Origin of the sequence: Peribacillus sp. NPDC058075, assembly GCF_042885195.1 — a bacterium.
Classification (GTDB): domain Bacteria; phylum Bacillota; class Bacilli; order Bacillales; family DSM-1321; genus Peribacillus.
Genome location: NZ_JBHVSL010000005.1, coordinates 59,033 through 70,772 on the forward strand (window position 1 = coordinate 59,033; position 11,740 = coordinate 70,772).

At 41.1% G+C, this 11,740-nt stretch carries 14 protein-coding genes; 8 read left to right on the forward strand and 6 right to left on the reverse strand.

The annotated features are described in order from the left end of the window. Positions 1–58: 58 nt before the first annotated feature. The 5 genes from ACFVS1_RS23735 to ACFVS1_RS23755 form a co-directional block, all read right to left on the reverse strand. Complete coding sequence (locus ACFVS1_RS23735; RefSeq protein ID WP_387551214.1) at positions 59–538, reverse strand: C40 family peptidase; 480 nt, start codon at positions 536–538, stop codon at positions 59–61. 199 nt (positions 539–737) lie between these two features. After that, positions 738–1,010 carry a phage holin gene (locus ACFVS1_RS23740; protein WP_137019549.1) on the reverse strand — a complete coding sequence of 91 codons (273 nt, stop codon included), beginning with the start codon at positions 1,008–1,010 and terminating at the stop codon, positions 738–740. A gap of 196 nt (positions 1,011–1,206) precedes the next feature. Next, the gene (locus ACFVS1_RS23745; RefSeq protein WP_387551217.1) at positions 1,207–1,356 is read right to left on the reverse strand and encodes a hypothetical protein; all 150 of its coding nucleotides are present in this window, start codon (positions 1,354–1,356) and stop codon (positions 1,207–1,209) included. Further along, on the reverse strand, positions 1,346–2,524 hold the full coding sequence (locus ACFVS1_RS23750) for an LL-diaminopimelate aminotransferase (protein WP_387551220.1): 1,179 nt from the start codon (positions 2,522–2,524) through the stop codon (positions 1,346–1,348). The genes ACFVS1_RS23745 and ACFVS1_RS23750 overlap by 11 nt, the downstream gene beginning before the upstream one ends. Before the next feature lie 61 nt (positions 2,525–2,585). Next, the gene (locus tag ACFVS1_RS23755) at positions 2,586–3,476 is read right to left on the reverse strand and encodes a TIGR01777 family oxidoreductase (RefSeq protein WP_387551222.1); all 891 of its coding nucleotides are present in this window, start codon (positions 3,474–3,476) and stop codon (positions 2,586–2,588) included. A gap of 210 nt (positions 3,477–3,686) precedes the next feature. Here ACFVS1_RS23755 and ACFVS1_RS23760 point away from each other — a divergent pair, with 210 nt between their 5' ends. The 8 genes from ACFVS1_RS23760 (at position 3,687) to ACFVS1_RS23795 (ending at position 10,388) form a co-directional block, all read left to right on the forward strand. Next, positions 3,687–3,872: a hypothetical protein gene (locus ACFVS1_RS23760; protein WP_387551225.1), complete on the forward strand. Its 186-nt coding sequence runs from the start codon at positions 3,687–3,689 to the stop codon at positions 3,870–3,872. Positions 3,873–3,929: 57 nt separating this feature from the next. Next, positions 3,930–4,403 carry a GNAT family N-acetyltransferase gene (locus ACFVS1_RS23765; RefSeq protein WP_387551228.1) on the forward strand — a complete coding sequence of 158 codons (474 nt, stop codon included), beginning with the start codon at positions 3,930–3,932 and terminating at the stop codon, positions 4,401–4,403. 257 nt (positions 4,404–4,660) lie between these two features. Then, entirely contained in the window at positions 4,661–5,131 is a 471-nt protein-coding gene (locus tag ACFVS1_RS23770) for a DinB family protein (RefSeq protein WP_387551231.1), read from the forward strand. A 289-nt stretch (positions 5,132–5,420) separates the two neighbouring features. Further along, the gene (locus ACFVS1_RS23775; protein WP_387551234.1) at positions 5,421–6,005 is read left to right on the forward strand and encodes a YjgB family protein; all 585 of its coding nucleotides are present in this window, start codon (positions 5,421–5,423) and stop codon (positions 6,003–6,005) included. Between the two features lie 237 nt (positions 6,006–6,242). Next, a complete protein-coding gene (locus ACFVS1_RS23780) occupies positions 6,243–7,823 on the forward strand; it encodes an S-layer protein (protein ID WP_387551237.1) in 1,581 nt (526 codons plus the stop codon). A 285-nt stretch (positions 7,824–8,108) separates the two neighbouring features. Then, the gene (locus tag ACFVS1_RS23785; RefSeq protein WP_387551240.1) at positions 8,109–8,933 is read left to right on the forward strand and encodes an amino acid ABC transporter substrate-binding protein; all 825 of its coding nucleotides are present in this window, start codon (positions 8,109–8,111) and stop codon (positions 8,931–8,933) included. Beyond that, entirely contained in the window at positions 8,917–9,621 is a 705-nt protein-coding gene (locus tag ACFVS1_RS23790) for an amino acid ABC transporter permease (RefSeq protein ID WP_387551429.1), read from the forward strand. Before ACFVS1_RS23785 ends, ACFVS1_RS23790 begins: the two co-directional genes overlap by 17 nt. Positions 9,622–9,650: 29 nt before the next feature. Beyond that, positions 9,651–10,388 (forward strand): amino acid ABC transporter ATP-binding protein, encoded by a 738-nt coding sequence (locus ACFVS1_RS23795; RefSeq protein ID WP_352926172.1) that lies wholly within the window; start codon positions 9,651–9,653, stop codon positions 10,386–10,388. Between the two features lie 73 nt (positions 10,389–10,461). Here the strand turns inward: ACFVS1_RS23795 and ACFVS1_RS23800 are convergent, their stop codons facing one another. After that, a complete protein-coding gene (locus ACFVS1_RS23800; RefSeq protein WP_387551244.1) occupies positions 10,462–11,637 on the reverse strand; it encodes an MFS transporter in 1,176 nt (391 codons plus the stop codon). Positions 11,638–11,740 lie beyond the last annotated feature (103 nt).

The following is an 11,740-nucleotide window of genomic DNA, read 5'->3' on the forward strand; positions in this document are numbered from 1 at the left end:
GCATCGGTTTTTCGATGCTCTTTTTATTGCTGGAATTTTTTCATATGAACATCAGATGTTACTTAATGACTCGTTTTGCCCCTATATATTTTTCTTTCCAATACGTATCACTCATTTTGACGACCTTGACTCCTTTGCTCGTGGTCCCGATAAATGTACCATTTCCATAATAGATTCCTACAAAAGAGACCTGCCCTTTCTTACCTGTCGCATAGAAGACCAAATCTCCCGCCTTTAAATCTTTTTGCTTAACGGCCTTTCCGGTTTTATATTGTTCCGCGCTCGTTCTTGGAATCTTCATTTCTGTCGCGGCATTTTTATATACATATTGGGTTAGACCGCTAGCATCAAATCCTTTTGGTGTCGTCCCCCCATATTTATATTTGCTTCCCACCTGCTTTTTTGCCAAAGCGGCAACTTCATCACCATAATTGATAGAGGCTGAAGCATTAGCCGGACTGAATATGAATGCCATCAATAATGCCCCGATCAAAACTATGGCTGCAAGCCATTTTGAAACTGGTAAACTATAACTCATCCTTTTTCCTCCCCAAATTGAAAATGAACCACAATTTTAAATGTATGCCGCATTTCGGTTTTCAGACCAAAATCAATTTTTAATTGGTGCATGATCATTTCTGCAAAAATACAAATAACCAGATAACGCCGTTTTGTAGCAAGTTACGGTGTTATCTGGTATATTCTACTCTTCAATGGATGAAAGAATAGCGCGCCCATTACTTAGGCTCATCGTATTGTCGTGCATTCTCACTATCGCTTAGACCTTTAGTAGTATGATCGACCACACCGCCGACCCCAAAGAATGTAAGCGCAATGAAGTTAATGATGCCTAAAGCCCCGTTCAATGCATCATCAGTGATGGTAAAGCCTATAGGGGTAATGAAATTGTTTATGAACGCGGCAACCATCTGCGCCAATAATAAAAGCCCAGGAAGGAGTACCGTGAATATAAACGTCGGATTCTTAAGACGCACTTTCCAGTTGATCATTGCTTTTCCCCCTCTCTATCATATTAAGTCCGAAAAAAGTTGCAGACTTGCTATATATTATGCGGCTTGTCCTTTTTACGTTCGGACATTCCATAAATAATCTATCGTTCTAGTTTCCCATAAACATAAAAAAGCCCATCCGAGGATGGACCTTCTCTTAAACTTCAAAGTAGTTTTGAAAAAACGATAGAGTGCCTTACTTTAACAAGTAAGCAACAACTACCCTAAGCTCTATATAATCCTCAGCAAGCAGTTGATCACCTTCCTTTAGAAAACAAGCTTCTGCATCCATAAGTAAATCGGAAATCACCGGCCGTAACCCATTTCTCTCAATCTCACACTCCAATTTTCCCCTCCAAAAACAATCTGATCCTCTCAGCAGCTTCTGTCAATCTTTCGGCCGGCTGGACCAAGGCCATCCGAACATACCCTTCACCCTGCTTTCCAAAAGCATCGCCTGGAACGACCGTGACCCCTGCTTTTTCAATCAATGCATAGGAAAAATCACGCGATTTCCAGCCAGCAGGAATTCTGGCCCAAATAAACATGGTAGCTGAGGTTTTCGGAACATGCCAGCCCGCTTCAGCAAGACCTGATATTAATGCATCACGTCGGGACTCGTATTCCTTTACCTGTTCTGACAGCAGCGAAAGATTGGAAGTTAGCGCCATCTCGGCAGCCTTTTGGATAGGATAAAAAACCCCATAATCGATGTGTGATTTCAACGTTCCCAGGATATTCAGCGCCTCTCGATTGCCCACCGCATACCCAATGCGGCAGCCGGCCATGTTAAAAGTTTTGGAAAGTGAGTTAAACTCAATCCCCACTTCCTTGGCACCAGGAATGGACATAAAACTAATTTGCGGATGATCATCAAAAATCAATTCGGAATAAGCAAAATCGTGAACCACCATGATCTCATTCTTTTTCGCAAACGATATGACTTCTGAAAAGAAAGCTTCATCAGCAAGGGCGGTGACAGGATTTCCTGGATAACTGATGATCATCATTTTGGCCTTTTTCACTATTTCATCCGGAATTCCTTCGAGCTGCGGCAGGAATCCATTTTCAGCAGTAAGCGGCATCGGATAAATGATTCCGCCAGCAAGCTCTACACTCGCTTCGTAAATAGGATATCCCGGATCTGGCACCAGCACATAATCTCCAGGGTTTATCATCGCCGTTGCCAAGTGTGCAAGGCCATCCTGCGATCCCATCAGTTGGAGGACTTCCCTTTCTGCATCCAGCTCCACTCCATAACGCTTCCGATAAAAATAACGGACTGCCTCATGGAATTCAGGTGTGCCTTTTAACGTATACCCATAGGAACCGGGATCCTGCGCATACTTCACAAGCGTATCCACTACGAAATCAGGCGGTGGTAAATCTGGACTTCCTACACTCAAGTCGATAACATCCAGCCCACGTTTCATTGCATCCTGCTTGCGTGTCGCCAACTCTGAAAATATCCCTGTTGTGAATCTTCCGACTTTTTCAGATGGAGTCATATTCATTCTACAATTCCCCTCCATTAATGATTTCTATCTATCATTATAGCAGTCCATCTCGAGTATTTTAAGAATTCATCAGTATCTGTTCCAGAGCGTCATCAAGATGAGGGAATTTAAATGCATACCCCGCCTTTTCCAATCTCTCAGGTATGACCCACCGGCTTTTTAATATCAACTCCGTTTCGGTACCCATAAAGAAAGCCCCCATTTCAAGCATGGGTGTTGGACAGGGCAGTCCTATCCTAATATTCATGAGCTTTCTCAAATGAGCCATCAATTCACGATTTGTAACTGGATGCGGCGATGAACAATTGAATGCCCCGCTCAAATCCTGATTCTTTCTTAGAAAAAGGACAATGTTAAATAAATCCTCTATATGTATCCAACTGAACTTCTGATTTCCTGATCCTTGATGACCTCCCAGTCCGAATTTAACCAAGTTCCTATATGGGGTCATCACTCCCCCATCTCCCAATACAATGGCGATCCGTAAAGCAATTTGTCTCGTCTTTGGTAACCGGAAATCGAAAAATGAGCTCTCCCACGCTTTCGCCACATCTACGGAAAAGCCTGAACCGATTACACCATCCCCCTCTGTCATTGGTTTATCCTCAGCATGCCTGTATATCGTTGCAGTACTTGAGTTTATCCATAATGAAGGAGGATTTTCACATTGCTCCATCGCCTTACCTAGCACTTCCGTCGTATCGGTTCGTGAATCCAATATTTCTTTCTTATTCTTGGCATTGTAGCGGCAATTGACCGTTTTTCCTGCTAGGTTGATTAACATATCCGAATGATCGATCGTTTCCCTTATTCCTTCTATATCTCCCCAGCCAATATGCGGAGTTTTTCTGGAGATGATCCTTACCTCATATCCCAAATTCCTGAAATGCTTTTCAAAGTATTGACCGACAAAACCAGTCCCGCCAGCTAAAACCACTTTCTTCAGCATATATCCAACCCGCTTTCTTATATAAGTGAATAGGTCAATCATAACCAGTTTGGCCTTTTTTTGTGAATTATTTCACAATTATACCATCTTATTACATTAATAGGTATCATGAATACATAACAATGCAAAATGGTAAACCTGTCCAATCAAAAAGGAATATGACACATAAATTAGTAATGTGAAAATTTATAAAGCAAAGGGATGACTGCAGTGTCAAACAAAAAACTAAGAAGAACTGGTGAATCCAATAATGGCGGTTCAGGTAATGGCAATTCCGAAAATGGAAATAGCAGTGTTAGGTCTGCTTTGAGACAAATCTTAAAAGATTTATTAAACAATAATAGAGGTACTTCAATCAAGGAACCTATTTCAATCAGGAAAATCAAAAAGAATTAAGAGATTTCTTTTTTGAGATTAACATGGAAACCCTTTGGAATATTCTAAAGGGTTTCCATGTTAATAAACAATAATATGATTTCCGCAGTTTGGTTTAATAGAGAAAAAGGAGAAGTTATGATGTATTTTCGAGACTGGAAACCTAAAAAAGATATCAAGACTTTAACGGATATTACGGTAAGTAATTTTCGGGTTTCGTCTGATACAGTACATGAAATTTTGCAAAGGTCACATAAGGTACTTGTGATTTGTAATGATAAAGGTAAAGTAATGGGATTTCTTTGTTATAATCTTTATTTATATAAAGTCGCTCATGTTAATTATGTTGTCCTTGACAAGAAATATAGAGGAAAGGGAATTCTGCAATCCCTTTTACCGAAATTAGTAGCTCATGCGAGAGAAAAAGGGTTCCTTGCAGTGTCCGGTTTGGTAAACAAAAATAACCCTGATGCATTGCAAAAATTTAAAGACCTTGGCTTTAAACCAATTTTAACTTATCAAGATGACATTCTAATTCAATCCTTTATATAAACATAACAAGTGCCACCTTTCCCCTCTTTGCGTAATTAAAAAGTTCCTCCATACAAAACCAGGGTATGAAACCGCCTGTAAATTCTGCATGGGTTCATAGGCATTTTCCTTGTACTCTTATAAATAATAGTAAGAATAAGCAATAAATTCACTACCTCTAATCATTCATTTAATTTTCTATTCTTTCAAATAAATCCCATAATTTCCACCTTTCATTCTTGTATAGTAAATGTATACCTGCTAAAAGGGGGATCTTTATGAAATCGATAGAACTTATTATCTTGAATCTGGAAGAGGTTAGAAGAAGAAACATTAAACTATGGACTTCAATACCTAAAAGCACACTGCATTGGAAGCCAGACGACAAGGCAATGAGCTGTTTAGAAATGGTTAGACATGTCCTTGATAGTGAGCATTACTATCATTTATCCATTAAAAATCAAGGCAGCTTATCCGTTTATGAATCACCCTTTGAAAAACAGCCGCTTATCTCTGTCGAAGCCGAATTAAAGTTTGCGGAACCTTACAGGCGTGAGTTTTTGGAAACAATCATGTCCTTCAGTGAGGACGACTTATCCACTATTAAAATTGATCGCTCCGATATTGGGTATATCAGGGATTTAGGAGATATGTTGCTAAGGATCGCTTATCATGAGACTGTACATACTGGTCAATTATTGGACTACTTAAGAACTGCTGGAGCTCTTAGAATTAGCATTTGGGATTAACTGCATCATTTTCAAAAGGTGTTTCATCACGGTGAAGCACCTTTTTTATTTTTTCGGAGGCATGAAACATCCCTTATTGACCTATAACCTGAGTTCAAAGACAGCTCAACCATAATCAAATCTATCATCTTTGTTATATATTCTTAAAAATGTAAGTAAAGCGGTCACAAAATGAAAGACTATGAAATGTTCTTGATGCTCCACCATAACCAAACATTCCAATCAATCACCAAGTAAATGTTTCATGTAAGAAAATTGTGGAAAAGTAATGATATAGGAGGGATAAGAAATGTTATCTAAAAAACCAGCGGCCAGAATGGTTAGCGCCGTTATTCTAACAGGCTCTCTTTTAGGGGCAGGTGCATCGTTTCCAACAGAACCGGTTGGGGCTGCACCCACAATGGATTCCGCTTCTGGCATAGCTGAGGAACACGCTCTTACCACCTTACATGAAATCTACAACAAAGCTTTTTCAGGGGAAATGCCTTATACTGCCGTGGGTTTGAAAATTAATGAAAACACAAAAAATGAAGTATATGAGGCATTTGGTCCTCCCCCTGAGCCAGGTAACACAGATGAGAGTTTTGACTATTACCACGCAGAAATGGGGCATCCAGGATTTGCATTTACCTATAACGATGACAAAACCATCTCACAAATCCGATATTTTGGGACAAATGTAGAACGTGACCATAACCTAGGAAGCATCACTCCTAAAGTTTTAGGAAAACAACTCGGCAGTGCTGACGAAATACGCCATATTTCCAGTACGAATGAAATCAACTACATTTACAAGACAGGGAATTATGAACTGCAATTCATTGTCGGTGAAGATCAAACTGTAAATCATATCAATCTACTCGAAGCTAAATAATATAGTTGTCGCAGGCTGTAGAGAAAGAAAACTTTCTCTACAGCCTTTTTTGTTTCATGCCCCTCCCCTCCTTTCCCCTCCAACTTCCAAACGGCTTCACCTCCCTGTAACATATTATGGAAGCAAACCGGTCATTTAATTTACAAAATCCACACTCCCCCCAAACGGGCTCTTCATATTTTCACAATAAAATGAACATGTTCAACATTATTTCAATATATGGAGGGTGTCGGTAAAATGATTAACAAATTCAGGGCTTTCACAGTATCGGTTCTAAGCATAGCCATCCTCTTTCAAGGCCTTCCAGCCGCGGTTGCTGCAAAAGATGCAGCAGACAATCAGACAAATCCGGGAGGCAGATGGATGAAGGGGGAATATCATGCCCATACCACTCAGTCCGATGACGCCGAGGGATCACAGAGCCTTGAGAGCTTGCTAAATAAAGCATTTGATAAGTATGGTATGGATTGGATGGGAATTTCCGACCACCTGAGGATGTCTTCAAGGGATGCTGAGGGAAATTTGATTCCAGGCGGGCCGATACCGCTATCTCAGGGAATCATACAATATCAAGCCCCGAAAATGCAGCAACTGCAAAAAGAGGGCAAATTTAAAAATAAAGTCATCTTTTCAGGCTTCGAATGGGATATGCCCACATACGAGCATGTCGGCATAGGCATTCTGGGAGACCAGCCGGGATCTCCGAAAAGTCTGAATGCTGGCAATCAGTTCGAATATCTGTTCACCAACCAGGATGAAAAGATGTTTGATCCTGATGATGTAGCCGTCTGGAAAGCACAGGATCGAAGAGCCAATAAGACATCCGAGGATGCTCGAACAGCATTGGCATGGCTCGAGAAAAATTATAAGAATACAAGTTATGCCATATTGAACCACCCGTCAAGAAAAAGGGTGTACAACATATCTGATTTTCGCGACTTCAACAATATAGCCCCGGATGTCATGTTCGGATTTGAAGGTATGCCTGGTAACCAGATGGAGCCGGATAGAGGCGGTTTAAATCTGATAACACCGGAAAACCGGACCTATGGCGGTTCCGATTACATGCTCGCTAAGGTAGGAGGTGCATGGGATGCGCTTCTTGGGGAAGGTCGTAAGTTCTGGAACTTTTCCAATTCGGACTCCCATTTTGAAATCAGTGAAAACCGCCTATACTCTAGCGGCTACTGGCCAGGTGAATATTCCAAGAATTATACATGGGTAAATGGTTCATCGATGCAATCCGTCCTTGATGGCATGCGATCAGGGAAATCCTTTTCCGTTTTTGGTGACTTGATCGACGCCCTTGATTTCCATGCTAAAAAAGGAAACAACAAGGCAGGTATGGGCGGGGATCTTAAAGTGAAGGAAGGACAGATGGTCAAGATCACCATCCGATTTAAGAGCCCCCAAAAGAACAATAATGGGGACCCGGTCAAGGTGGATCACGTGGATTTAATTTCCGGGGAAGTAACCGGGAAAGCAGAACCTGGAACACCTGCTTATAATAAAGCCACCAATGATACGACAAAAGTGGTTAAACGCTTTACAAGTAAAGACTGGAAAACCGATCGCGATGGTTTTCCTACCATCACTTACAAAGTCAAAGCAAATAAGGATCAATATTTCCGTTTGCGTGGCACGAATCTAAGGGAAAATGTCCCTGGAGAAACGATGGACGGTGAACCGCTGATCGATGCAAGTACTGAAATCGAGGATAACGAAACACGCTTTTTGGAAATAAACAAACGTAACTATAAAGACCTTTGGTTCTATTCGAACCCTATCTTCGTCAGTGTAGAGGATAAAAAACGTTAAGTTAAAGTTCTGGACAGTCCAAAAAGCCCCTCTTCCACTTAGCTAATAGATGACGTGGATAAGGGGCTTTTTGTCTCCTTAGAATGGATATAGGTTCAGCTCATTCCCTAGATAACGATACATCTTTCTTTTAGTTTTATTTTCACTTCAATGCGAGAAAAACCGTATAATTCACCAAGATTCATTAACACTAATGATATAAGTTATTTTCATTGACTTTTTTCCTTTTCTTGTATAGTATCACAGAGTATCAATCCCTATCAGATTACTAGGAGGTTTACCAAAATGAAAAAAATGGTTACACTTTTATCGCTATTGTTAGCTTTCACGGTCGTACTTACTGCTTGTGGTACCAATACCAAAAATGAGGCAAACGATACCGACAATAAATCTTCATCTCAAGAAAGTCTATATGATAAAGTCAAAAAAGATGGCGTATTAACTGTTGGAACAGAGGGAACATATCCTCCTTTCACATTCCACGATGATTCAGATAAACTAACGGGGTTTGATGTTGAAATTGCCAAAGAAGTGGCAAAACGCCTTGGAGTGAAAGCTGAATTCAAGGAAACACAATGGGACGGCATGTTTGCAGGCTTGGATGCAAAACGTTTTGATATGATCGCAAACCAAGTGGGCATCGATGAAGACCGTCAAAAAAAATATGATTTCTCTGACCCCTATATTCAATCAGGAGCGGTATTACTGGTACACAAGGATAATAAGGATATTAAATCCTTCGATGACTTGAAAGGCAAGACCTCTGCACAATCTTTAACGAGTAATTACAATGATCTAGCCAAATCACATGGTGCTGAAGTTACAGGCGTTGAAGGATTTTCTCAATCCGTACAGCTTATTGTCTCTAAACGTGTAGATGCCACGATCAATGACAAATTATCGTATCTTGATTATAAAAAGCAACACCCGGATGCACCTATCAAAGTGGCTGATGAGGAAGAAAGCGGAGCCGCAAGTGGTTTAATGTTCAGAAAAGACAGCGGCAAATTAGTGGAAGAAGTAAACAAAGCACTTAAGGCAATGAAAGACGACGGCACGTACGCGAAGATCTCGGATAAATGGTTTGGTGAAGATGTTTCTCCTAAGTAATATTTTCGCTGACCCCGAGCGTATGAACCAGCTTGTTTCAATCGCTCAAACCTCCCTCTATCCTATGATAGAGGGAGCTATTCAATATACGATTCCACTAACATTGATCACATTCGTTCTCGGCCTTATTCTTGCTGTACTCACAGCATTGGCTAGATTATCTTCCATAAGGATTCTTCAAATAATTGCGCGTGTATATGTGTCAATCATCCGCGGGACACCTTTACTTGTGCAATTATTTATCATTTTCTATGGACTTCCAAATTTAGGTGTAACGATCAATCCTTTCATATCGGCTATTATAGGATTCTCTTTAAATGTAGGAGCATATGCTTCGGAAATTATCCGAGCAGCCATTTTATCCATACCAAAAGGGCAATGGGAAGCAGGCTATTCGATCGGGATGACATATACCCAGGCTTTAAAGCGCATCATTTTGCCTCAAGCTGCGCGGGTATCCATTCCCCCATTATCCAATACGTTCATTAGCCTTTTAAAAGATACATCGCTTGCCTCACTCATTCTTGTAACGGAATTATTCCGTAAAGCTCAAGAAATCGCTGCAAAAAACTATGAATTTCTACTACTTTACATAGAAGCAGCTGCTTTATATTGGATTTTGTGCACTATTCTATCTTTCATTCAAGGAAGCTTAGAGGACAGACTTAATCGTTATGTAGCAAAATAAGAACCGCAGTAGTTAAAGGAGATTTTAAAATGATCAACATTAAGAATCTTCATAAATCGTTTGGTGACCTTGAAGTATTAAAGGGCATCGATTTGGAAGTGGAGCAAGGTAAAGTCATTGTATTGATCGGTCCTTCGGGTTCAGGTAAAACAACCTTTCTTCGGTGTTTGAATCTCCTTGAGGTACCAACGGACGGGACGATTGAAATCGATGAAACGGTAATGGACTTCAAAAAAACCGTTAGAAAGAATTCGATTACTTCTTTTCGCAGTTTGACAGGGATGGTTTTCCAAAGCTATAACCTTTTCCCCCACAAAACAGCATTGGAAAATGTAATGGAAGGCCCCATCATTGTAAAAAACATAGCCAAACAGCAAGCGAAGGAAACGGCTGCTGCCCTGCTTACAAAAGTCGGCTTAGGTGAAAAAATCGATTTTTATCCCTTTCAATTGTCCGGCGGACAGCAGCAACGAGTCGGAATTGCAAGGGCCCTGGCCATGGAGCCAAAGGTCATGCTATTCGATGAACCCACTTCAGCTTTAGATCCCGAACTAGTTGGAGACGTGTTACAGGTCATGAAAGACCTTGCGAAAGAAGAAGGCATGACCATGATCGTGGTAACCCATGAAATGCGTTTCGCCCGTGAAGTCGCCGACGAAGTCATTTTCATGGATGAAGGAAAAATAATGGAGCGGGGAACACCCGAGCAGATTTTCACAAACCCTAAAGAAGCGCGCACACGTAAATTCCTCAATATGATTCAATAAAAAACGGTGCTTGAATAGCACCGCTTGCAGCCCCCCATTTTTAGAAATGGGGGGTTTTTTGACCACCATAAAATTAATGAGATGCTTGGACCTGTTTAGTCTGTGTCCGTGCATGATATAACTGAAAGAGAAGCAAAGCAAAAACGGAAAGGATTGCTCCTGATATAAATGGCAAATCAATCGAAATGGAAAATAACCAACCGCCTATCGGAGGACCTGCAATCCTGCCGAACGAGTCGAAGGAAGATAGAAGTCCAGTGACACTGCCATGGCCCGTCATGGAACTTTTGGTCAGCAGTGCCGAAATTGCCGGCCGGATGAACCCATTACCCACTCCGAAAATCGTCAGGAAGACCGCCGATGTCCAAAAACCGGAAGAAAACAAGATGAGGATGAAACCAACTGCCGATACGATGATTCCCATTCGGATGACCGCGCCCTCCCCATATTTCTTTGTCATCCTACCTACTAATCCACCTTGAACGATCGCACTGCCAAACCCCATGATCATAAAGATATAGCCTAATTGGACAAGGCTTATATCAGCCTTTTTGGCTGCAAAATAGGCAAAAGTCGTTTCGAGTCCTGCCATTGAAAGGGTGACGATCAATTGCAGAAAGAACATGGTTTTAAGAGGCCCTTTAAAGGCTTTCCACATGGACTCTTTATTTTTTGACTGTTGGGCCCTCTTTTCAACGGTATGTGATTCCTTCAGTAACGCAATCACTAAGAATAAAGTAATCAAGGAGGATATTCCAGCAATGTAAAACGGTAAATTCAAACTTGATTTGGAGAATACCCCGCCAATCGCCGGTCCAAAGATGAATCCAAGCCCTGTAGCGGCACCGATGATTCCCATCCCTTTTCCTCGATCTTCCGGCGTCGTGATATCAGCCACATACGCCATTGCGGTCGGCATGTTTGCCGATGACAAAATCCCGCCAATGATCCTTGCTACAAATAATACCCATAAGGAATCTGCCGAAGCCGTGATAAAAAACGAAAGAGCCAAGCCAGCAATTCCGATTATCATGACAGGCTTACGTCCTATCCGGTCAGATATACGCCCCCACACCGGGGCAAAAAACAATTGCATTAATGAATAAACAGCCATTAAAAGTCCAAGCTCAGTAGGACTGCCACCAACCTTTTCTGCAAGAAACGGAATGACGGGAATGATGATCCCGAATCCGACCATGACTAAAAACATCACTAAAAAAAGAACGGGTAACACCTTTTTTGTTTCCATTATTTTTTTCTCCTTTTACTCTTCCACATTCGCTGCATACGGCAATGAACTCCTGAATCATATTACTTAGCATAATCTTCCTAACAATACTTTAAACAGTTTA

Excerpts from the sequence above, each read along its gene's own strand:
- ACFVS1_RS23795 (WP_352926172.1), top strand. The coding sequence starts at position 9,651 with ATGATCAACATTAAGAATCTTCATAAATCGTTTGGTGACCTTGAAGTA.
- ACFVS1_RS23775 (WP_387551234.1), top strand. The coding sequence starts at position 5,421 with ATGTTATCTAAAAAACCAGCGGCCAGAATGGTTAGCGCCGTTATTCTA.
- ACFVS1_RS23790 (WP_387551429.1), top strand. The coding sequence starts at position 8,917 with ATGTTTCTCCTAAGTAATATTTTCGCTGACCCCGAGCGTATGAACCAG.
- ACFVS1_RS23785 (WP_387551240.1), top strand. The coding sequence starts at position 8,109 with ATGAAAAAAATGGTTACACTTTTATCGCTATTGTTAGCTTTCACGGTC.
- ACFVS1_RS23780 (WP_387551237.1), top strand. The coding sequence starts at position 6,243 with ATGATTAACAAATTCAGGGCTTTCACAGTATCGGTTCTAAGCATAGCC.
- ACFVS1_RS23770 (WP_387551231.1), top strand. The coding sequence starts at position 4,661 with ATGAAATCGATAGAACTTATTATCTTGAATCTGGAAGAGGTTAGAAGA.
- ACFVS1_RS23800 (WP_387551244.1), bottom strand. The coding sequence starts at position 11,637 with ATGGAAACAAAAAAGGTGTTACCCGTTCTTTTTTTAGTGATGTTTTTA.
- ACFVS1_RS23740 (WP_137019549.1), bottom strand. The coding sequence starts at position 1,010 with ATGATCAACTGGAAAGTGCGTCTTAAGAATCCGACGTTTATATTCACG.
- ACFVS1_RS23755 (WP_387551222.1), bottom strand. The coding sequence starts at position 3,476 with ATGCTGAAGAAAGTGGTTTTAGCTGGCGGGACTGGTTTTGTCGGTCAA.
- ACFVS1_RS23735 (WP_387551214.1), bottom strand. The coding sequence starts at position 538 with ATGAGTTATAGTTTACCAGTTTCAAAATGGCTTGCAGCCATAGTTTTG.
- ACFVS1_RS23765 (WP_387551228.1), top strand. The coding sequence starts at position 3,930 with ATGTTAATAAACAATAATATGATTTCCGCAGTTTGGTTTAATAGAGAA.
- ACFVS1_RS23750 (WP_387551220.1), bottom strand. The coding sequence starts at position 2,524 with ATGAATATGACTCCATCTGAAAAAGTCGGAAGATTCACAACAGGGATA.